20 protein-coding genes and 1 pseudogene are annotated in these 21,713 nt (G+C 43.2%); 14 read left to right on the top strand and 7 right to left on the bottom strand.

The annotated features are described in order from the left end of the window. Positions 1 to 158: 158 nt before the first annotated feature. On the bottom strand, positions 159 to 902 hold the full coding sequence (gene hemQ, locus FIU87_RS19730) for a hydrogen peroxide-dependent heme synthase (RefSeq protein WP_152446160.1): 744 nt from the start codon (positions 900 to 902) through the stop codon (positions 159 to 161). Positions 903 to 1,146: 244 nt separating this feature from the next. On the opposite strand from hemQ, the gene pta reads away from it, so the two are divergent. The 3 genes from pta (at position 1,147) to FIU87_RS19715 (ending at position 3,819) form a co-directional block, all read left to right on the top strand. Further along, complete coding sequence (gene pta / locus FIU87_RS19725) at positions 1,147 to 2,121, top strand: phosphate acetyltransferase (RefSeq protein ID WP_152446159.1); 975 nt, start codon at positions 1,147 to 1,149, stop codon at positions 2,119 to 2,121. Positions 2,122 to 2,248: 127 nt separating this feature from the next. Beyond that, positions 2,249 to 3,112, top strand: a complete 864-nt coding sequence (locus FIU87_RS19720) for an octanoyl-[GcvH]:protein N-octanoyltransferase (RefSeq protein ID WP_152446158.1) — start codon at positions 2,249 to 2,251, stop codon at positions 3,110 to 3,112. A gap of 467 nt (positions 3,113 to 3,579) precedes the next feature. Further along, the gene (locus FIU87_RS19715) at positions 3,580 to 3,819 is read left to right on the top strand and encodes a hypothetical protein (RefSeq protein ID WP_216647516.1); all 240 of its coding nucleotides are present in this window, start codon (positions 3,580 to 3,582) and stop codon (positions 3,817 to 3,819) included. Positions 3,820 to 4,242: 423 nt separating this feature from the next. Here FIU87_RS19715 and FIU87_RS19710 read toward each other — a convergent pair whose 3' ends face one another. Continuing rightward, positions 4,243 to 4,965 carry an RsfA family transcriptional regulator gene (locus FIU87_RS19710; RefSeq protein WP_152446156.1) on the bottom strand — a complete coding sequence of 241 codons (723 nt, stop codon included), beginning with the start codon at positions 4,963 to 4,965 and terminating at the stop codon, positions 4,243 to 4,245. Positions 4,966 to 5,198: 233 nt separating this feature from the next. Here FIU87_RS19710 and FIU87_RS19705 point away from each other — a divergent pair, with 233 nt between their 5' ends. The 4 genes and pseudogenes from FIU87_RS19705 to FIU87_RS19690 form a co-directional block, all read left to right on the top strand. Continuing rightward, positions 5,199 to 5,423: a YuzB family protein gene (locus tag FIU87_RS19705; protein ID WP_152446155.1), complete on the top strand. Its 225-nt coding sequence runs from the start codon at positions 5,199 to 5,201 to the stop codon at positions 5,421 to 5,423. Positions 5,424 to 5,753: 330 nt separating this feature from the next. After that, positions 5,754 to 7,064, top strand: a complete 1,311-nt coding sequence (locus tag FIU87_RS19700; RefSeq protein WP_152446154.1) for an HD domain-containing protein — start codon at positions 5,754 to 5,756, stop codon at positions 7,062 to 7,064. A gap of 18 nt (positions 7,065 to 7,082) precedes the next feature. Continuing rightward, a complete protein-coding gene (locus tag FIU87_RS19695) occupies positions 7,083 to 7,589 on the top strand; it encodes a YwgA family protein (RefSeq protein WP_152446153.1) in 507 nt (168 codons plus the stop codon). Positions 7,590 to 7,709: 120 nt separating this feature from the next. Beyond that, positions 7,710 to 7,868: pseudogene (locus FIU87_RS19690) on the top strand (IS1595 family transposase); the annotation flags it as partial. On the opposite strand, the gene FIU87_RS19685 reads toward FIU87_RS19690, so the two are convergent. Next, positions 7,848 to 8,831 carry an alpha/beta fold hydrolase gene (locus tag FIU87_RS19685; protein ID WP_253905471.1) on the bottom strand — a complete coding sequence of 328 codons (984 nt, stop codon included), beginning with the start codon at positions 8,829 to 8,831 and terminating at the stop codon, positions 7,848 to 7,850. The pseudogene FIU87_RS19690 and the gene FIU87_RS19685 sit on opposite strands and share 21 nt — an antisense overlap. Before the next feature lie 367 nt (positions 8,832 to 9,198). On the opposite strand from FIU87_RS19685, the gene FIU87_RS19680 reads away from it, so the two are divergent. Beyond that, positions 9,199 to 10,479 (top strand): DUF2254 domain-containing protein, encoded by a 1,281-nt coding sequence (locus FIU87_RS19680; RefSeq protein WP_152446152.1) that lies wholly within the window; start codon positions 9,199 to 9,201, stop codon positions 10,477 to 10,479. Positions 10,480 to 10,681: 202 nt separating this feature from the next. On the opposite strand, the gene FIU87_RS19675 is transcribed toward FIU87_RS19680, so the two are convergent. Then, positions 10,682 to 10,867 (bottom strand): 2-hydroxymuconate tautomerase, encoded by a 186-nt coding sequence (locus FIU87_RS19675; protein ID WP_152446151.1) that lies wholly within the window; start codon positions 10,865 to 10,867, stop codon positions 10,682 to 10,684. A gap of 130 nt (positions 10,868 to 10,997) precedes the next feature. Between FIU87_RS19675 and FIU87_RS19670 the strand changes: the two genes are divergently transcribed. Next, positions 10,998 to 11,513, top strand: coding sequence for a YwhD family protein (locus tag FIU87_RS19670; protein WP_152446150.1), 516 nt, complete (start codon positions 10,998 to 11,000; stop codon positions 11,511 to 11,513). A 170-nt stretch (positions 11,514 to 11,683) separates the two neighbouring features. Here the strand turns inward: FIU87_RS19670 and FIU87_RS19665 are convergent, their stop codons facing one another. Next, a complete protein-coding gene (locus tag FIU87_RS19665; protein WP_152446674.1) occupies positions 11,684 to 13,759 on the bottom strand; it encodes a transglycosylase domain-containing protein in 2,076 nt (691 codons plus the stop codon). A 428-nt stretch (positions 13,760 to 14,187) separates the two neighbouring features. Here FIU87_RS19665 and speE point away from each other — a divergent pair, with 428 nt between their 5' ends. From speE to argS, 4 genes are all read left to right on the top strand, one after another. Continuing rightward, positions 14,188 to 15,015 (top strand): spermidine synthase, encoded by an 828-nt coding sequence (speE, locus tag FIU87_RS19660; protein WP_152446149.1) that lies wholly within the window; start codon positions 14,188 to 14,190, stop codon positions 15,013 to 15,015. 60 nt (positions 15,016 to 15,075) lie between these two features. Next, entirely contained in the window at positions 15,076 to 15,948 is an 873-nt protein-coding gene (gene speB / locus FIU87_RS19655; RefSeq protein ID WP_152446148.1) for an agmatinase, read from the top strand. Between the two features lie 1,309 nt (positions 15,949 to 17,257). Further along, positions 17,258 to 17,713: a YwiB family protein gene (locus FIU87_RS19650; RefSeq protein ID WP_152446147.1), complete on the top strand. Its 456-nt coding sequence runs from the start codon at positions 17,258 to 17,260 to the stop codon at positions 17,711 to 17,713. Continuing rightward, on the top strand, positions 17,710 to 19,380 hold the full coding sequence (argS, locus tag FIU87_RS19645) for an arginine--tRNA ligase (protein WP_152446146.1): 1,671 nt from the start codon (positions 17,710 to 17,712) through the stop codon (positions 19,378 to 19,380). Before FIU87_RS19650 ends, argS begins: the two co-directional genes overlap by 4 nt. 45 nt (positions 19,381 to 19,425) lie before the next feature. Here the strand turns inward: argS and FIU87_RS19640 are convergent, their stop codons facing one another. After that, positions 19,426 to 20,217: a collagen-like protein gene (locus tag FIU87_RS19640; RefSeq protein WP_216647514.1), complete on the bottom strand. Its 792-nt coding sequence runs from the start codon at positions 20,215 to 20,217 to the stop codon at positions 19,426 to 19,428. Positions 20,218 to 20,389: 172 nt separating this feature from the next. Between FIU87_RS19640 and FIU87_RS19635 the strand changes: the two genes are divergently transcribed. Further along, complete coding sequence (locus FIU87_RS19635; protein ID WP_152446145.1) at positions 20,390 to 20,569, top strand: XapX domain-containing protein; 180 nt, start codon at positions 20,390 to 20,392, stop codon at positions 20,567 to 20,569. A gap of 189 nt (positions 20,570 to 20,758) precedes the next feature. On the opposite strand, the gene uvsE is transcribed toward FIU87_RS19635, so the two are convergent. Continuing rightward, positions 20,759 to 21,712, bottom strand: coding sequence for a UV DNA damage repair endonuclease UvsE (gene uvsE / locus FIU87_RS19630; protein WP_152446144.1), 954 nt, complete (start codon positions 21,710 to 21,712; stop codon positions 20,759 to 20,761). Position 21,713 lies beyond the last annotated feature (1 nt).

The raw sequence follows: 21,713 nt of genomic DNA, 5'->3' as shown, positions 1-21,713 counted from the left end.
AACGAAGCCTAGCCGTATATGAATAACCCTTTCTTTGCCGTTCTTCCTAGGTGTATTTTGGTCACGCTACTTGATTCTATGATGGGAAAAGAGGGAATATGACAAGATGAACTTGACATAAAAAAGCCGCCTAGCCTAATCAGCCAAGCGACTTTATCTTACACATGTAAGAAAGAATATACTCTATCTTCCTCTAAAAGGTTTCCAACGTAGAAGGCACCGAATTCACCAAAGCGGGCACTTACTTCGTCAAAGCGCATTTCATACACAAGCTTTTTGAACTGAAGGGCATCATCTGCGAATAAGGTTACTCCCCACTCGTAATCGTCAAAGCCAACAGAGCCTGTGATAACCTGCTTCACTTTTCCAGCGTACTGACGGCCAATCATGCCGTGACTGCGCATCATGCGACGGCGGTCCTCCATCGGCAGCATGTACCAGTTGTCCTCCCCATTACGGCGCTTATCCATTGGGTAAAAACAAACATGCTTTGCTTTTGGCAATTCTGGATAAAGACGAGCAAGGATTTGAGGATTTTGATATGGATCCTCACCCTCTGGTAAATAGTTACTCAATTCCACAATCGATACATAAGAATGTACCGGAATTAAATATTGTGCAAAGGTCGTTTTATTAAATTCGTTCTCGATTTCGTTAAGTTCTTCTAAGGTTGGACGAAGAAGCATCATCATAAAGTCTGCTTTTTGACCAACAACCGTATATAACGCGTGGCTACCGTTTTTCTCTAATTGCACCTTGTTCCATTTTTCTACAAGGCCTAAAAACTCATTAATAGCCGATTGGCGCTCTTCGCTAGAAAGCGTCTTCCATAGGGCCCAATCTACTGTGCGAAAATCATGCAGGCTATACCAGCCATCTAATGTTTGAGCTGCTTCACTCATTACAATCACTCCTTGAAAAGATTGTCTATGTATCCCTTACTTACTATAACACAGTTTTTCCATCACTTCTTGTTATTAAAACGTCTATTTGTGAAAGCTTGTTGAAAGAAATTTTACAGACCCTTTTGAAAATAAAGACTTTTAGCTGTAAGCGATAACAATGACCGCTTATGGTTGCTTTTCCATATGGAAGGGGTATCCTAAACTGTAGAAGCAAAATAATGCGATTGAAGGAGTGACCTTTGTGAGCGATTTATTTCAAACACTAAAAGATAACGTAGCGGGTAAAGATATAAAAATTGTATTTCCAGAAGGCAATGATGAGCGCGTATTAACAGCAGTTGCCCGCCTGGCAGCGGAAAATATGGTTCAGCCAATTGTGGTTGGAGATTTAGATGAAATCCACACACTTGCCGCTGAGCTGAAATTGACTTTAGACGGAGTGGAAATTTACGATCCGAAATCCTATGAGCACCTTGATGAGCTTGTAGCTTCCTTTGTAGAACGCCGTAAAGGGAAAGCAACAGAAGAGGATGCCCGAAAGATTCTAATGAACCCGAACTATTTTGGTACGATGCTTGTTCATGTAAATCGTGCACAAGGCCTTGTAAGTGGAGCGGCACATTCTACAGCAGATACGGTCCGCCCGGCACTTCAAATTATCAAAACAAAAGAGGGCGTTCGCAAAACTTCCGGTGTATTCATCATGGTTCGAAACGATGAAAAATATGTGTTTGCCGATTGCGCAATCAATATCTCACCAGATAGCAACGACTTGGCAGAAATCGCGGTGGAAAGTGCGGCAACTGCGAAAATGTTCGGTATTGATCCAAAAGTAGCCATGCTCAGCTTCTCTACGAAAGGCTCTGCGAAATCTCCAGAAACAGAGCGTGTAGTAGAAGCAGCACGCATCGCGTCCGAACGCGCACCAGAGCTTGTAGTAGATGGAGAATTCCAATTTGATGCAGCATTCGTTCCATCTGTTGCCGAAAAGAAAGCTCCTGGTTCTGTGATTCAAGGGGACGCAAATGTATTTGTTTTCCCAAGCTTAGAGGCAGGAAACATTGGCTACAAAATTGCACAGCGTCTAGGAAACTTTGAAGCGGTCGGTCCAATTTTACAAGGTCTAAATAAACCAGTAAATGACTTATCCCGCGGGTGTAGTGTGGAGGATGTTTACAAGCTTGCGTTAATTACGGCTGGGCAGGCGTTGAACTAAATAGTGAAGAGGGAAGCATGAGTTGCCGAGGGTGGTGGCTCATGCTTTTTTTAAGGTTGGTTTTCCTTTATCTAGGCATTGTATTATAATCATAGGAGCGTATAGAGGAAATAGAGGAGTTACAAATATGACAGAGCATACTGAAGAAAAAGCTTCTTTGCCATTATTACACCAGCCAAGTTGGCGTCTAATAGATCAATCTTCCTTTGGCAATCAATTTGATGCCCTACAATCCTTCGCAACAGATGATACGTTGTGTACCTCTGTTGGAAAAGGGGATAGTCCAGCAGTGTGTAGAACATGGGTGCATCAACAAACGATAGTTCTTGGGATTCAAGATACAAGACTGCCCTTTTTACAGGATGGGATAGACTATCTGAAAAGCCAGGGATATAAGGTAATTGTCCGAAATTCTGGCGGACTTGCTGTTGTCCTTGATCAAGGAGTATTGAATATTTCGTTGGTGTTTCCAGAGAAGGAAAAATCCATTGATATCAATCGTGGATATGATGCAATGTGGGAGCTAACAAAGCATATGTTTCGAGACTTTCCTTATGCAATCGAGGCCAAAGAAATCATCGGCTCATATTGTCCTGGAAGCTACGATCTCAGTATTGAAGGCAAAAAGTTTGCAGGCATTTCTCAACGCCGTATTCGTGGCGGCGTTGCAGTCCAAATCTACCTTTGTATTAATGAAAGTGGATCAGAAAGAGCAAGCGTGATCGGGGAATTTTACAAAGTAGGCTTGAAAGAAGAACAAACAAAGTTCGCATTTCCAAGCATCAACCCCACCGTAATGGCATCCTTAAGTGAGTTGTTTGAACAGGAGTTAACGGTTCAAGATGTGATGATACGTCTTTTACACTCACTCAAAGAATTCGGCGGAAGGTTATATGCAAGTGGGTTGCAGGGAGAAGAATTAGATCTCCTAACCCATCATTACCAAAGAGTTCTAGAAAGAAATGAAAAAATGTTAAACCTATCCTCCTGAATATATTCGGGAAGATAGGTTTTTTTAGTTTCGTGCCAAAATGGGGAGAGTTGATGCCGATTTACTCCGATTCCATTACGATTTCTTCAGTTGGACGACTCAAAAAAAGGGACTGCAGCAAGAAAAAAGGTCGAGGTGCTAGACAACCCAAAAAAGGGACTGCGGCAAGAAAAAAGGTCGAGCAGAGGTGCTGGACAACGCAAAAAAGGGGCTGCAGCAAGAAAATAGGTCAAGCAGAGGTGCTGGACGACCCCAAAAAGGGACTGCGTCAAGAAAAAAGGTCAAGCAGAGGTGCCGGACGACCCCAAAAAGGGACTGCCGCAAGAAAATAGGTCAAGCAGAGGTGCCGGACGACCCAAAAAAGGGACTGCGTCAAGAAAATAGGTCGAGCAAAGGTGCTGGACAAACCAAAAAAGAGACTGCTGCAAGAAAATAGGTCGAGCAGAGGTGCTGGACGACCCAAAAAAATGATTGCCGCAAGAAAAAAGGTCGAGCAGAGGTGCCGGACACCCCAAAAAAGGGACTGCCGCAAGAAAAAAGGTCGAGCAGACGTGCTGGACAACCCAAAAAAGGAACTGCCGCAAGAAAAAGGTCGAGCAGAGGTGCTGGACAACGCAAAAAAGGGACTGCCGCAAGAAAAAAGGTCAAGCAGAGGTGCTAGACAACCCAAAAAAGGGACTGCCGCAAGAAAAAAGGTCGAGCATTAGGTGTGGCCCATACATAAAGAAGTCGCGCTGGCACCGCAGTGATCGAACATTAAACATGCTGATGTTGCTAGGCAAATGAGAAGAATGTGAGTAGACGCTGGTTTTTTGGTTTATTTAAAAAAATTTGTTTTTTTTATAAAAAAATGGGGTTTGTGGGGGTAATTTGGGTTGGATGGTCATGAATGCTTGTCCAAATGACATAGAGTCCCTTGAAATCTCGTTTTTTTACAAAAAAAGGTAACAAAAAATCCTTTTTATAAAGTTCGTGCCAAAGTGGATGGAGTTCGTGCGGAAATGCCCTGAGTTCGTGCCAAAACGTGCCAAGTTCGTGCCAAAAACCCCCGAGTTCGTGCCAAACCGTTTCCACCGCAAAAAAGAACCCAAACTCAATGAATGTGAGATTCTTGAGTTTGGGTTCTATCTTTATTCCGCCAGCTTCTCCAAATTACCGTTGCGGTCCATCATGAATTTTGATGGGACATGCTCCTCTTCATCAAACAACACAAGCTTGCGTGCGCGATTCATAATCTTCATCAATGTTTCGTAATCCTCTTGGACGGTAACTTGCTCTTCCTGAAGCTTATGCACCCGCTGCTCCAACTCTTTGTTTTGAAGAGCAAGGTCCTCGTTCTCTTTTACTAATCTCGCATTTTCATGTTGTAGAGCAGTAGTATGGACGTTTGAGTGTTTCATGGTTTGTAAGAAACCAATGACCTGTTCTAGGGATAAATCTTCGCGCTTACCCATTCCAAAGCTGTCAAAGGACTTTTGTGCGGCTGCTCGGCGCTCCACTCTTGTTTGAGGGCTGTTAGTCTGCGGCATTTCTGTTGCTGTATTTTCCAAAACAAGCGGCAGTTCCTCATCTACCATGGTTTCAGGTGGCGTGTACAACAGCTTTTTCGTAGGTTGACCAAGTGCACGTTGACGTTGCTTGCGTTGTTTTTTAGCTAGCTGCAAGGCCTTTTCATAATCGTGGCGAACCACTGCGTTCCAACGGAAACCACATGCAGCAGACGTGCGATTCAGTTTATCACCAACTTCATCAAAAGCATTCAGCTGTGTACTGCCTTCTCTTACATGACGGAGCACGGTTTCTGCTAACAATAAATCATTCTCTTCAGACCAAGCGTCTTGACGATCCTTCATCTATTCCAACTCCCTTTATATAACGTTGTATCTGTCTATATTTTGGACAGCAAAAAAGATATTTATACATATTCATAGAAAAAATTACTAGATTGTTATCTGTCGCAAGCTGCACGCTATCCGTCACAAAAACGACCTTGCATTGTCAACTGATTCCCTGTAAAATACCTTTTAGTTAAGAAGGAAAAAGTGGTAGCTTCCACTTTTTAAGATAGAAAGGGCTGTGTAGAACCATGGCAAATGAGTTTCGCATTTGTGATGACTGCGACGCAACCAACGTCAAAACCTTGATTCCGAAGCTGAAAAAAGTGGACGAAGGGGCTTGCGTGGAAGTCGGCTGTCAATCCTACTGTGGACCGGGAAGAAAAAAGGCATTTGCATTCCTAAACAACCGCCCCATCTCCGCTCCAACAGAAGACGAACTAATTGATAAAATTATGAAAAAGTTAAAGAAATAGATGCTGTGTTTTCGTTTTTAGCTGTTGATTATAGCAAGAGCTTAAACTCCCGCGGGAAAGAAACGATTGACTGGAGACACCACAGCGCAAGCGCAGAGCCAGCATCGCCCCGCAGGACGCTGAGACGTTTGCGGAAATCAACAGCGAAGTTTAAAAAGTAATCATAATAGTCGCCTCTGTATTCGTACAAAGGTGATTTTTTATTCCCTAATAGGGTACAAACACAGTAGACCCGACCATAAAAAGCTCAAAATCCATCCTTTTCTTGTCAATTTTTTAAGACTATAATAGAAAGTAAAGAATTTAAGCCGAAAAAAAGAGGTCAATGGAATGAGTTATGCTACGGAAAAACTGAGTGAAGAAAAGGTATTTAAGGATCCAGTGCACCGCTACGTGCACGTTCGAGACAGAGTGGTTTGGGACTTAATTGGCACCATGGAATTTCAACGACTGCGTCGAATTCGCCAGCTTGGAACGACTTACTTAACCTTTCACGGGGCAGAACATAGTCGTCTGAATCATTCATTAGGTGTGTACGAAATCGTCCGCCGAATTATTGATGATGTGTTTGAAGGAAGACCAGATTGGAATCCAAATGACCGTTTGCTATGCCTTTGTGCAGCCTTACTGCATGATTTAGGCCATGGTCCATTTTCCCATTCCTTTGAAAAGGTGTTTCACCTCGATCATGAGGATTTTACACAGGCAATTATTCTAGGCGATACAGAAGTAAATGCCGTGCTAAAGCGAGTTCATAGGAATTTTCCTAAAGACGTCGCGGAAGTGATTGCAAAAACCTATAAAAATAAATTAGTAGTCAGTATGATATCAAGCCAGATTGATGCCGACAGAATGGACTACCTGCAGCGTGACGCATATTTTACCGGCGTAAGCTACGGCCATTTTGATATGGAGCGGATTCTGCGTGTCATGCGCCCTCGTGAGGATCAAGTGGTAATTAAATCGAGCGGAATGCATGCAGTGGAAGATTACATCATGAGTCGCTATCAAATGTATTGGCAGGTGTATTTTCACCCGGTGACAAGAAGTGCCGAGGTGATACTGACAAAAATATTGCACCGTGCCAAACAATTGCATGAAGAAAATTACCCATTTAAATATCAGCCAGTACATTTTTACTCCCTTTTTAAAGAAGAAATTTCGCTAGTGGATTACATAAAGCTAGATGAGGCCGTTGTGATGTATTACTTCCAATCGTGGCAGGAAGAAGAAGATTCGATATTAAGCGACTTATGTCGACGATTTATGAACAGGAATTTGTTTAAATACGTCGAATTTAATCCTAATAAGCAAATGATGGATTTAATGGAGCTCACGAGTCTATTTAAAAAGGCAGGAATCGACCCAGCCTATTATTTAGTGGTGGATTCCTCCTCTGACCTGCCATACGACTTTTACCGTCCGGGAGAAGAAGAGGAGCGACTACCCATTCATCTGCTCATGCCAAACGGAGAAGTACGAGAGCTATCAAGAGAGTCGGAGATTGTGGATGCCATTTCTGGGAAAAGAAGAACCGACCACAAGCTATACTTTCCAATGGACCTGCTAGAGGATGGTACGACGAAGAAATCAGCAAAAAAGAAAATTAGAGAGATATTAGGAATACAGGCAAAGGATTAGGTTAGGAGATGAAGGGGTTTGTTGACAGATCACGCAAAATTAATGAAGGTGTTTGCATCGGCAGGAGAAGTCATCGGAAGAAAAAAACTACAGAAAATGGTCTATATCGCAAAAAAGCTAAACTATCCATTCTATGAAAAGTACAATTTTCATTTCTATGGACCGTACTCTGAAGAAGTAACGTTGCGAGTGGAAGAGCTTTGCAATCTTGGCTTTTTAAGCGAGTTGAAGGAAAATAAGGGTGGCTACTCGCAGTATCGCTACAGCCTCACGGAAAATGGACAGGAGTTCCTAACGCACTACGACCTGGAAATGCCAAACCTGAACGAATGCATGACCAACATGAACGAGCAGAGCTCCCGCTTCCTGGAGCTTGTCTCCACCGTATTGTTTTTCGAAGGTCTTTCAAAGGACGAAGTGAAGGACAAGGTGTTCACCCTAAAAAGCAAGCAGCGTTACACCGAGGAAGAAGTAGACGAAGCTTACAGCTATATCGAGCAGCTGCGCGGATGTATTAAACATTAATATCGTTATAGGAGCCTGCGGGAATGGGTAGATTCTCGTGGGCTCTTTTTATTTGTAATAGGTAATAATAAAACGCACTTTTCGCATAGATTCTTGCTATTTTGACCACCATATCGAGAGAACTATCATAAACGTTTAAAAGGCTGGATGGATAGGTTCCAAGGAGTGGCTACAAAGTATTTGGATAATTATCTTTATTGGTTCAGCTTCCGTCAGCAGGGTAAGAATTCCGTTAAAGCCCCCTATAACGGAAGATTGTTATTGCTCACCAGAGATTGAATTGGTGAATTTATTAATTTCTATAGTCATTTCTTTATAACCTGTCCAATGAAGATAGTGATGTCCTTCTAAGACTACAACTTTACTTGCTGGACTATCAGTTAATTGTGTCTTGTAAAAAGACACATTGTTCTTTCCATCTTCCGTTACCTTTTCTTCTTTCGTTGTAAAGAAAAAGGTTGGAATATTAGATGGAAACTTCATACCAACGGTTTTCTCAATATTTTCTTTTAGTTCATTGGCTTCAGCAACAACGTTCTTGTTATAACCTTTAGAAGCAGAGAGTGCCTTGGTCATTTTTAAATTTTTTTCTGAATAGGTTCCATCATCAGCAATGGGTAAAAAACCATCGGGAGTAATATATAAGGCTAATCTTGCAATTCCAGTAGGTGCCAGATAACTTAAATACTTGGGCATTGTAGGAGCATCTTCACCAAAATATTCTAATGCTTGAGGTAACGTTGGGTCTATTCCTACGATGCCTTTAACTTCTTCGGGGTATCTATTAGCAAAATACATACTGTAAATTCCAGAAATTGAATGAGGCATCAAAATATACGGTCCTTTTATATCTGACTTTTTTAGAGCTACCCTTATTTCTTCTACAATGTTTTCAACTGTCCGTTCTTTTTTAGTTATATCGCTCCATCCGTATCCAAACGGTTCTACCACTACAACCTTATTATTTTTTGCCATTTCATTAATTAATGGTTCAAAATCCAGTGCTGGTGCTGCTGTTCCAAGTCCACTTAATAAAACAATCGTCTCTTCACCATCGCCGTTTGTATAAATGTGCATATCTTGTCCATCAACTTCAACTACTTCTCCTATTGGTTGGTATTTTTTTTGATCATAAGCTGTCATAATATTACTGAAAATAACCCAAATAACAAATGCAGCTAGTATTGAGAATAATATGTTTCTTAAAACTCTCCAGATTCGATTTTTTTTAGTTTTCTTCATTACTTCCCTATGACCTTCTTTCTTTTTTTCTAGCATACCTTGCGTATAAACAAAGAGAAATGAACCATAGCAGTATATTTAGGTAAGCCTCGAGCCTTATAATTTGAAATATTCAATTAAACTGACCGTTAGCTGAATAAGCCTTTCTTTATAAAATACCATAAAAAGTAAATTAATCCTTAAACGCAACAATCTTTACGAAATGCCTAATAAAAAGTACGTATGTGGATAATTGGAACAAAAGGTAGCAGCGTCCATCTCCATGCGCTTACGACTAGCAAAACGGGCGCATTGCGATTTTGTTCTTACGCTTAACTTTTGCCAAAAAAGGGAAACCTACCTATAAAAAAGAGGGGATTACAAGCCAATGGAAAAGTGGACCTTACGCGCTAGAAAGGAAATCTGGTTTGTGCCGAGCCTTTATGCGCTTGCAAGCATCATACTAACCGCAATTATCATCTTGATAGATACCGTATTCGCGGAATCGGTGCAAGAGTTGCTCCCGAAAATGCTTTTCACCAATGTGGACTTAAGTACAACCATTCTCAGCTCGATAGCAACCGCAATCCTGACGATGACTACCATATCGTTCTCCACCATCATGGTTGTTCTTACTACCTATTCGAGTCAGTTTTCTCCACGCACTCTACAGGATTTTATGACAGAGAAAATAACGCTCCGTGTTCTCGGAGTGTTTGTTGGCTCCTTCATCTATTCTGTCCTGTCGCTACTCCTTATGAAGGATTGGCTTGATGATCAGCGCGTCCTTGCTTCTGGGGTAGGTGTCATTCTTGCGGTCGTGTGTGTAGGATACTTTGTCTTCTTCATCCACCATGTGGCGCGCTCCATTCAGGTCAGCAAGCTAATCGAACGATTGATGAAGGAAGGACTCACCTCTGTAAAAAAGAAAAAGATTCTCTATCAAAAAGGGAAATTAAAGCTAAAAGAGATGGCGCCTCCTTCGACCTTCGTAGAGAAAAAAGATATTTACCCAAAGGCAACGGGCTATATTCAGGTTGTGGATGTAGAAGGATTAATAAAACAGGCGAAGGAACAAGACTACATCATTATTTTTCATCAGCGAATTGGGGATTTTGTTACGGAGCACAGTAAGCTAGGAGAGGTGTATTTTGCAGGAGAACAGCCGGATTTAGATTTGTCGGCATATATTGAAGTGGGAGAAGAACGAACACCCCTTCAAGACGGGGAGTTTTCGCTGCAAAAAATGGCGGAGGTTGCCTTGCGCGCCATCTCTCCAGGGATTAACGACCCAAACACCGCCAACAACTGTATTCGCTATATGAGCCGTCTCTTAATGGAATTTGGGATGGTGGATTCTAAGGCGCTTACGTTTTGTGACGAGGATGAGGAGTCTCGAGTTTCCATTCCGCAACGGACCTTTGAAGAAATTTTGTACACAGCCTTTTATCAGTTGAGGATTTATGGAGAGAGGGATATTTCCGTTATTCTGACCATTCTGGAATGCTTGATTCTCACAGCAGAGGGAAGTAAGTCAGAAGCTCGTAGGAAGATTGCGAATATGTGGGAGTTTTTTGTTGGGAGTATAAAAGAAGAAAATTTTGAGCCGCTGGATCTTCAGGTGTTAGAGGAGAAGAAGGAGCGGTTACGAGGGCTGTTGGAGAGTTAGGAAAGCAGCAAGGTCGCGAAATTTGTCCCTTTTTGTCGGGTGGCTGATAAAGTGTTCGAAGCGACTGATAAAAGTGGAAAGTGGCTGATAAATCAAAAAAGTGGCTGATAAAGTGTTCGAAGTGGCTGATAAAACCCAAAAGTGGCTGATAAAACAAGCAGCAGATGGCTAGCAACCTTCGCGAGCCATCTGCCACCCACCATTATTGATCACTCAACCGCTTGCCGCCAACTGCATAGTGTCCTTTTGTCATTTCTTCAATAAAAACCACAATTTTTCCCTCCGGTGCACCGGTGGTTTCACTCACGGCCGCTGTTACTTTTTCCACTAACGCTTTTTTCTGTTCCTCGCTGCGTCCCTCTAGCATTTTCACTGTTACATATGGCATTTCCTCATCCGCTCCTTTATGCTTCTATTGTTTTTCATCTCCCATAAATTATTGTATAATTACAGGAAAAGCGCAAGAGAGTCCGAAATATCGTGGCTCTGTATCGGAAAAGTAAGGGGGCAACCGTAAAATGGATCAGGAAAAGAAAAAGAAACCAATTGGCTTTAATATAATTAAAAATGACCCGACTGATGGGCACGGTGGTTTTGGAATAGGTGCATTAAGTCTCGATAACGTCTCGCCTGTTTTTGTTGACGTAGAGGGTGGAGAGGCATTCGTTGATATCGGAGCGATGCATGCTCGCAGCACGGTGGAAAAAGGAATCAAGTTCCTTCCCAACAAAGAGGATGTACCAAATGGAAAACCATTTTGGCTTGTGTGGGTGACCATCGACCGCAAACAGGAGGGGCCATACTATGCAGGCGTGACAGCGTGCGAGATGACAGTGGACCGAGAGATTAGAAGAGGCTACAAATCTCTTCCAGAGCATGTGAACAAAATGGATAAGTCGATGAAGCGCCATATTATGGTCAGTCACATGGACAATCGCTCAAAGCAAATTTTACAAGACTATTTAGTGGGGCATGACCAAGGAATGTGGGATCGCGCAACGGACGAATTGAAGGATCAATTAAAAACGTCCTGATATGTCAAGGGATTTTAGAAAATAAAGATGTGACATTTTTTTGAATGTTCGTCACAACCTACTTGAGTTATCTCGACAAAAAAAGTAAACTTAACCTACATGTGTAGAACACATGGAAAACTAGGACATTAAAACCCCCAGGAGAATTTCTTCTGGGGGTTTTAACATGTTTACAGCCAAGGCACGATTTTCCGCCACCATTTCTTAGGCTTTGCCTCTGGTGGTGCAGGCTCCTCAGGGAGGGCTTCTTCTTCCTCCACATCTGGTATATGTGCCATACAATATTCCGTTGGTTCCGTTCCTTTTACATAATAGCTCATTCTAGACACAGGACAATCACTTGTGGCAAGCAACCCTGTTTGCGGGTTAACTGGAACGCCAACCACCCCGTCTGTAGGGGCAAAAGTGACAACCGATTTGTTTGCCAGTGCTTGCTCCATAAAACCAGCCCAAATTTCTTTAGCATAGTGTTTTTCAGTAGACAAGGTAATGGATTTATCGCGATCATAGCCTGTCCAAACGGCACTCACCAGCTGCGGGGTGTAGCCAATCATCCAGCTGTCCGTTTCTGTGGAGCCAGATTTCCCTGCATAAGGCCGTGTAAGTTGGTCTCGAATGGAATAGCCTGTCACCGCCATGTAACCATTTAGAGCTGGATCAAACAAGCCTGTTAGCATATGATTCAGCACAAAGGTGACGTCAGGATTTAACACCTGCTTCGGTTTCCCCTCGCGTTCAAATAAAACCTCACCCTTATAATTAACAATTTTCTCAATGAATACCGGCTTTACTTTTTTTCCGCCATTGGCAAACATGCTATAGGCATTGGCCATATCTAGCACGCGAACAGGAGAGGTGCCAAGCGCTAAAGAGGGGACTGCCTTAATGTCCGACCGGATTCCTAGTGTTTTCGCTTGTTCAGTGAGCTCTTTTTCTCCTAGTAAAAGATGCGTTTTTACGGCATATACATTGTCAGACAGTGGCAGCGCCTGCATCATGGTCATCATATCGTTTGAATAATAGTGATTAAAGTTATGCGGTGTATACGTGGAGCGCCCTTCATCCACCTGAAAGGTCGTTACCTCACTCCGAAAGCTAGTGGATGGAGTTAACCCAAGCTCGAGCGCACGATAGTACAAAATTGGCTTAAAGGTCGATCCTGGCTGGCGCTCTGCCTGGGTGACACGGTTGTACGGGCTCTCTTCATAATCCCGACCACCAACCAAAGCAAGAACGCGGCCCGAATTTGGCTCCATTGCTACAAACCCAATCTGGATATCAGATTCTGGACTTATCGTATTTTTTACTTCTTCTTCTGCCATCGCCTGCAGCTGTGGGTCTAGTGTGGTGTAAATGTGCAGGCCACCCATCTCGAGCTCTTTTTGCAGCCCAAGCGAACTTCTTACAACCTCTCTGACCGCATCCTGGAAATATGGCGCCATATACTCCGTTGGCAGATGCTCACGATTTCCGTACACGAGCGGCTGAGACAAGGCCTCATTTGCTTCCTCCTTTTTCAAGGAGCCGTTACTTACCATAGATTGCAGCACGATTTCCTGGCGAGCAAGGGCACGCTCCTTATCCGAGTAAGGAGAAAACAGGCTTGGTCCTTTCGGAATACCTGCTAGCATACTCGCCTCAGCAAGCGATAGCTCTTTTGCTGGTTTATTAAAATAGTAATAGGATGCCGCTTCCACACCATATGCGCCATGCCCATAATAAATCGTATTTAAATAACCTTCTAATATTTCTTCCTTCGAATAATTCGCTTCAATCCGAATCGTATAGAGTGCTTCCTCGAGCTTTCTTTTCCAAGTTTTATCATGAACAAGAAACAAATTACGAGCATATTGCTGGGTAATGGTACTAGCACCCTGCACCTTTGAACGTGCTTTTATATCTGCCAGGATTGCTCCTGCGATTCTCTTTGGATCAAACCCATGATGGCTAAAAAAACGTCGGTCCTCCACCGCAATGGTGGCATCCACTAGATATGGAGAAACCTCATCCAACCCAACCCAATACCGTTTCTCTCCACTATGGGCTTCGCCGATAATCGAACCATCCTTGCTATAAATGATGGAAGACTGTGTCACAGATATGGGAGGAGCGCCTTTGGATTTCGCGTACATCCACACACCGCCAACGAGCAAAAAGAAAGAGATTGATAGGATAACTCCAATAAAAATAACTGCCCGAACAAGCTTCAATAGCTGCTGCGCCCGATTATTTGTAATTAATTCCACGGTCATTCCACCCCCTAAAATCCGAGTCTTTTCTGTATTCTTAGTATGAAAATCTTTCCCCATTTTTAAACATTTATAAAAAAAATAATTTTCCTCTTGAATTTTTGCTAGATTCATCTATACTTTTTTCTTGATGTTTCATTTCTTTTCGTTAGGGAACGATAAAAAACGAGCATTTTTTTGGAGATTAGACATTTACGCTTTTGGCCGCAAATAGATAGAAACTGTTTTCGTAAATTTGTTGCTCTTCGTCTATTGAAAATCTCTTTACTCCACTTTTCGTAGTGGGAGATTTAAATTTGTGATGAATTTTTATTGATTAATGACTAGAAAACGTCCTAATACCAACTTTTTCTAGGTTAATCGCAACAATTTTAGAGATAGTAGCCTTGATAAAAAACTTTTACAAGAGAAGGGAATGTTCAACAATGGAATTATGGTACACAGAATATCAAACAAAAAACTTCGGAATCACAGCGAAAATCAAACGCACTTTACATACAGAGCAGACAGAATTTCAAAAGCTTGATATGGTAGAAACAGAGGAATTTGGTAACATGCTAATTTTAGATGGCATGGTCATGACGACTCAAAAAGACGAGTTCGTATACCACGAAATGGTTGCGCACGTTCCACTTTTCACACACCCAAATCCAGAAAACGTGCTGGTAGTTGGTGGGGGAGACGGCGGAGTAATCCGTGAAGTGTTAAAGCACCCTAGCGTGAAAAAAGCAACACTTGTAGAAATCGATGGAAAAGTAATTGAGTACTCTAAAAAATACCTTCCAGAGATTGCAGGAGAGCTTGAAAACGAGCGTGTAGAAGTGAAGGTTGGCGACGGCTTCATGCATATCGCAGAGAGCCAAAACGAATACGACGTAATCATGGTTGATTCCACAGAGCCTGTTGGACCAGCTGTTAACCTATTCACAAAAGGCTTCTATGCAGGAATCTCTAAAGCTTTAAAAGAAGACGGCGTATTTGTTGCGCAAACGGACAACCCTTGGTTCACACCAGAACTTATCACAAATGTCCAACGTGATGTTCGTGAAATCTTCCCGATCACACGTCTTTACATTGCAAACATCCCAACTTACCCAAGTGGTATGTGGACATTTACAATCGGCTCTAAAAAGCACGATCCATTAGAAGTAAGCGAAGACCGCTTCCACGAAATCGATACAAAATACTACACAAAAGAATTGCACAAAGCAGCATTCGCGCTGCCTAAATTTGTTGCAGACTTAGTAAAATAATTTTTTAAAAAGAGGGGGCTTGCAGCATAGCGGCCCCCTTTCTAAAGGAGGAAACCACCTATGCGCTTTGATGAAGCATACTCAGGTAACGTATTTATCAAAAGTCACCCAAGCTTTGAGGACAGTCAGGCCGTTATTTACGGCATGCCAATGGACTGGACTGTCAGCTACCGTCCAGGCTCCCGCTTTGGCCCGTCCCGCATTCGCGAGGTATCAATTGGCCTAGAGGAATACAGCCCATACTTAGACCGTGAACTAGAAGAAGTAAAATATTTTGATGCTGGTGACATTCCATTGCCTTTTGGAAATCCCCAAAAGAGCATTGAAATGATTGAAGAGTATATTGATGGACTGCTAGAAAAAGGGAAATTCCCACTCGGAATGGGTGGCGAGCATCTTGTATCCTGGCCTGTTATTAAGGCGATGTACAAAAAATACCCAGACCTAGCGATCATCCATATGGACGCGCACACCGACCTTCGTGACGACTACGAAGGGGAGCCACTTTCTCACTCGACACCAATTAAGAAAGCAGCAAACTTAATTGGACCAACCAATGTATATTCATTTGGTATCCGTTCTGGTATGAGAGAGGAATTCCAGTGGGCGAAGGAAGTCGGTATGCACATTTCTAAGTTCGAAGTGCTCGAGCCGTTAAAAGAAGTGCTTCCGTCACTTGCGGGCCGCCCGGTATACGTAACAATCGACATCGACGTGCTGGACCCGGCACATGCCCCTGGTACTGGAACAGTAGACTGCGGAGGCATCACATCCCGTGAGCTGCTTGCATCCATCCACGCCATTGCAGGATCAGATGTGAACGTCGTAGGAGCGGACCTAGTGGAGGTTGCTCCAATTTATGATGCATCTGAACAAACTGCCAATACCGCAAGCAAGCTCATCCGCGAGATGATCCTTGGTTGGGTGAAATAATAATAGATGCCTTGCCCCACCTTCACAGATAGGTGGGGATTTTTTAGTTTGAGGTTGTATGAGGACAACAAGCGTGGGAACGGAAGAGAGGATGTCCCCATAGAGGGTGAATGAGGACAACAAAGGAGGAAACGGAAGAGAGGCTGTCCCCATAGAGGGTGAATGAGGACAACAAGCGAGGAAACGGAAGAGAGGCTGTCCCCATAGAGGTTGTATGAGGACAACAAGAGTGGAAACGGAAGAGAGGTAGTCCCCATAGAGGGTGTATGAGGACAACAAGCGAGGAAACGGAAGAGAGGTAGTCCTCATAGAGGGTGAATGAGGACAACAAACGAGGAAACGTAAGAGGGGTTGTCCTCATAGAGGTTGTATGAGGACAACAAGCGAGGAAACAGAAGAGAGGATGTCCTCATAGAGGTTGTATGAGGACAACAAGCGAGGAAACGGAAGAGAGGTTGTCCTCATAGAGGGTGAATGAGGACAACAAACGAGGAAACGGAAGAGAAGATGTCCTCATAGAGGGTGAATGAGGACAACAAGAGTGGAAACGGAAGAGAGGTTGTCCTCATAGAGGTTGTATGAGGACAACAAACGAGGAAACAGAAGAGAGGATGTCCTCATAGAGGTTGTATGAGGACAACAAGAGTGGAAACGGAAGAGAGGTTGTCCTCATAGAAGGTGAATGAGGACAACAAGTGAGGAAACGGAAGAGAGGATGTCCTCATAGAGGCTGTATGAGGACAACAAACGAGGAAACAGAAGAGAGGATGTCCTCATAGAGGTTGTATGAGGACAACAAGAGTGGAAACGGAAGAGAGGTTGTCCTCATAGAAGGTGAATGAGGACAACAAGTGAGGAAACGGAAGAGAGGATGTCCTCATAGAGGGTGAATGAGGACAACAAAGGAGGAAACGGAAGAGAGGTTGTCCTCATAGAGGGTGAATGAGGACAACAAGCGAGGAAACGGAAGGGAGGTTGTCCCCATAGAGGGTGAATGAGGACAACAAACGCGGAAACGGAAGAGAGGATGTCCTCATAGAGGGTGAATGAGGACAACAAACGAGGAAACGGAAGAGAGGATGTCTCCATAGAGGGTGAATGAGGACAACAAGCGTGGAAATCGCAGCAATGCAAGCTAGTCCCTGTAGAGTGTAAATGCAGACAACAAGAGGAGCAATCCCCGATCGCTAGTCCCCCAGATGGTGAAATTTCACAATCTCAAGGAAAATATCCTCTATTGAACTCAACCCTCATTTTGTTTTATACTAATAAGGTTATAGAAAAAACACCTTAAGGATGTGACCCTTCGATGGCAGACAACCAAAAAGATACGAAAATGCCGATAAAGGTGGACTTCCAATCGGAAATCATTGATGCCAACAACGAAAAACAGCACGTTTCATTTGATACAACAGGTCAATTTTACATAAAAGGTGATTCAGAATACATTGTGTTTGCTGAAGAGCTCGAAGGTCAGGAAAAGGTTGACTGTTTTTATAAAATCAGTAGCCAGGAAGTACGATTGAGGCGCTCAGGGGACATTAAAATGGCGCAATCATTTAAAACTGGTGAAACAACAGAAGGGACCTTCCAAGGTGCGGGGGCAACCTTTCCATTTTTAACAGAGACCAATAAAGTGGTTTTGATGAAAGATCCGAATAAAAATAGAGGCTCCTTGCAGCTAGATTATAAATTAAAGATTCAAGGTGAAATTACTGGTCAATACTTGATAACAATTAATTATGAGGAGGAACAGGCAAAATGAACATAGTCGAACAGGTACAAGAGCGTCTAAAGGCAGAGATAAAGGCAGCTGTTATCAAAGCAGGTTTGGCAACAGAGGAACAAATTCCAGATGTGCTGCTTGAGACGCCAAAAGATAAATCAAATGGGGATTATTCCACCAACATGGCGATGCAACTTGCTCGTGTGGCAAAAAAAGCACCGCGTATGATTGCAGACGATCTCGTGAAAAACTTCGACCAATCCAAGGCTTCTATCGAGAAAATTGATATCGCCGGACCTGGCTTCATTAATTTTTATATGAACAATTCTTACTTAACGCAACTGATTCCAACTATTCTAGAAGCGGGGTCCGATTATGGCCGCTCTAACGTTGGAAACGGGGAAACAATCAATGTCGAGTTCGTATCGGCTAATCCTACAGGAGACCTCCACCTAGGGCATGCGCGTGGGGCAGCAGTAGGAGATTCCCTTTGTAATGTTTTAGACAAAGCCGGTTATAAAGTTACGCGTGAATATTATATTAACGATGCCGGAAACCAAATTAACAACCTTGCGCTTTCCGTCGAGGCTCGTTACCTACAGGCTTTAGGACAGGATGCAGAAATGCCTGAGGATGGCTACCATGGGAAGGATATCATCGGAATCGGGCAAGCGCTGGCAGAGGAGTTCGGTGATAAATTTGTGCATGAAACCGAAGAAAATCGCCGCAGCTATTTCCGTGAGTACGGCTTAAAATACGAAATGAAAAAGCTTCAGCAGGATTTAGAAGAGTTCCGTGTTCGTTTTGATGTATGGTACTCCGAAACGTCCCTATACAACAACGGGAAAATTGAGGATGCGATGGCAACCTTGAAGGAACAAGGACATATCTACGAGGAAGAGGGAGCAACGTGGTTTCGGTCCACTACCTTCGGAGACGACAAAGACCGTGTGCTTATCAAAAATGACGGCTCGTTCACGTACCTAACACCAGATATCGCCTATCATCAGGACAAAATCAAGCGAAGTCATGACAAGCTTATTAATATCTGGGGAGCAGATCACCACGGCTATATTCCACGGATGAAAGCGGCAATTGAAGCGTTAGGGTATGGAAAAGATGCTTTAGAAGTAGAAATCATCCAGCTTGTTCACCTATTCCAAAATGGTGAAAAGGTGAAAATGAGTAAGCGTACCGGGAAGGCTGTTACGATGCGTGATTTGATGGAGGAAGTAGGGCTTGATGCTGTACGATACTTCTTCGCAATGCGTTCAGCGGATACGCATCTTGATTTTGACATGGACCTTGCTGTGTCGCAATCAAACGAAAACCCAGTATTCTACGCACAATATGCGCATGCTCGTATTTGCAGCATGCTGCGTCAAGGAGAAGAACAGGGGATTAGCCTAGAGGGTGACTTTTCGCTAGAGCATATCTCTGCTGAAAAAGAAATTGAGCTCTTGAAAAAGCTAGGAGACTACCCATCAGCGGTAGCAGAAGCTGCGCAAAAGCGCATTCCGCATCGCGTGACGAATTATATCTTTGATTTGGCATCTGCCCTGCACAGCTTCTACAACGCAGAAAAGGTGTTAGATCCAGAAAACATCGAAAAATCAAAAGCGCGTCTTGGCTTAATGAAAGCCGTTCAGATTACCCTGCAGGATGCACTAAGCCTAATTGGAGTTTCAGCTCCGGAAAAAATGTAATAGAGAAAAGCTCCCTCATTGAGTAGGGAGCTTTTATAAGTGAATCTAGGAGAAAGTGATAGCTGCAGTGGCTCCACTCTCAAGGGGTTCGGTATTGTCTACAGTTACTCTTACGGATATTAAGGTACAAGGCTCTACAGGAATGTCGCTTAATTCTATCGCGCAACAATTTGGTTCATCTGGGTCTGATGGTCCTACTATTCTTGCAATAATGCCTGTTTCTCTTATTTCAAAACCACAATTATCACTTATGATAATTTCAGCAAATACAGTAGATCCTGGAGTTAAAACCGAATCCCGTATACTAAAAGTTAATTGAGAAATTATAGCAGCTTGAGGGAAAACAACGGAATTGCTAGAAAAAGAACTGGAGGAAGTCCCTAAACCTAAAAATTCACCACTGATAATAGGTTGATTTGTTGCCAAAAATAGAGTAGTGCCACTTAATCCAGCTAGCCCTTGCTCGCCTGGCTCCCCTTGTTCGCCTGGAGGCCCTTGCTCTCCTGGAGGTCCTTGCTCTCCTGGTTCCCCTTGCTCGCCTGGCTCCCCTTGTTCACCTGGCTCGCCTGGCTCGCCTGGCTCCCCTTGTTCACCTGGAAGACCTTGCTCCCCTGGAGGCCCTTCGACCCCTTGAGGTCCTCGATCACCTTGGGCACCTTGCGCTCCAGCAGGCCTAGGTTGTCCAGCGGGTCCAGCAGGTCCAGATGTTCCAGGCATTCCTTGTGGTCCAGGAGGCCCCGGTTGTCCTGCAGGTCCTGGTGGACAAACATATTCACGTCTCTTAAAATTGCAGTCCGAGTAACGACTGTTTTCACTATATTCTCTAAACAAACCCAACTATATCATCTCCAAAAAATTGATATACTGATACAGTATGGGAAAACTTAAGAATTGGGTATTAGTAATACAAAAATAGGCCTTCTCTAGATATAGTTTATGAGTGACGAGTAGAGAGTTTCCTTTTGGTCAAAATAAACAACATAAGAACAACAGCAAAGGAGTTTTAATAATGAAAGAAAGCTTAATCGCTTTAGTAACAGGACTAGTAGTAGGTTTTATTTTTGCTTTATTCCGCCTGCCAATTCCAGCACCACCAGTATTCTCAGGAATTGTCGGGATTGTAGGCATCTACCTTGGCTACAAGCTATTCATGTGGATTGCACCAGTTTTTCAATCTGCAAGCAACTAAAAGAAAAAGGCTCTTTTCTAAAAGATTGTTGCTATTAACTAGAACTTACGCCTTTTTCCAATTTTTAAGCGAAGAAACTTCTTCTATGAAAAGAGCATAATTGTTTCAAACTATTTCGCAGTAGCAACAAAGTTTGCGAAAACAACCAATAAAAATGGCGGTCTCTCAAGATAAGAGGCCGCCTTTTGTTTACCACTCGATGGATCCACCACTCATACGCTTCACTCCGCGGATATTAGCCATTTCTTCTACGAGCTGAAGGGCTGCTTCATCCTTACGTTTTGCTTCGACCATAAAATCAACATCTTCTCCAAGAGCTACTACCACCTTTAGAAACTCCATCACAAAGGATAAGTCGACAAAGTCGGAGTGATGCCGTAGTTTTTTTTCCGAAAGAGGGGAAGAGATGTGGATCTTTGGGATGATTCCGATATCCTTCCACGTTGCATACACGCGTGGTAGAAGCTCTTCCCAGGATACAGCGCTTGGATTGGCGTATTCATGATGATAATCAAAGGCAAGTGGAATACCAAGTTCTTCGCAAATTCCTAGCGTTTCTTCGGTCGTATACGTTTTATCATCATTCTCTAAGGTCATTCTTTTTCTAACCTCATCTGGAAGCTGCTTGATATTTTCCTTAAATCGTTCCAGCGCAAGCTCTTTATTGCCGTAAGCTCCACCAACATGAATATTGATGGTTCCTTCCTTTTCAAGTCCCATCGCTTTTAGCATTTCATAGTGATAGACCATATCAATAACAGCGTTTTCGGTAATATGCGGCTTGTCACTCGTAAACAGGGTAAACTGATTCGGATGAAAACTAGATCGCATGCCATAACGCTTGATTAAGTCGCCGATTTCCTGGAACTCTTTTTTGAACGGCGTGACGAAGTCCCATTTTACCTCAGGATGAGTAGCAAGCGGGACGATAGAAGAGGATAGTCGGAAAACCTTTATGTCGTGTGCGATACAATAATAGATGGTTCGCAACGTGTTTTGTAAATTCTCTTTTGTAACAGCGAGTAGCTTTTCCCTGCCTTCCTTTTTCTCCATCTGTTGATAGCGGGTGAAGGTAAGGGCCCTCGCAGGGGATGCCTCCCAAAGGCTCATCGATTGGGAGACAAAGCCAACACGAATTCTCATG

This window comes from Bacillus sp. THAF10 (assembly GCF_009363695.1).
Lineage (GTDB): Bacteria > Bacillota > Bacilli > Bacillales > Bacillaceae_I > Sutcliffiella_A.
Note: the sequence above shows the minus strand (reverse complement) of the source record. Positions and strands in the feature narration are given on the sequence as shown.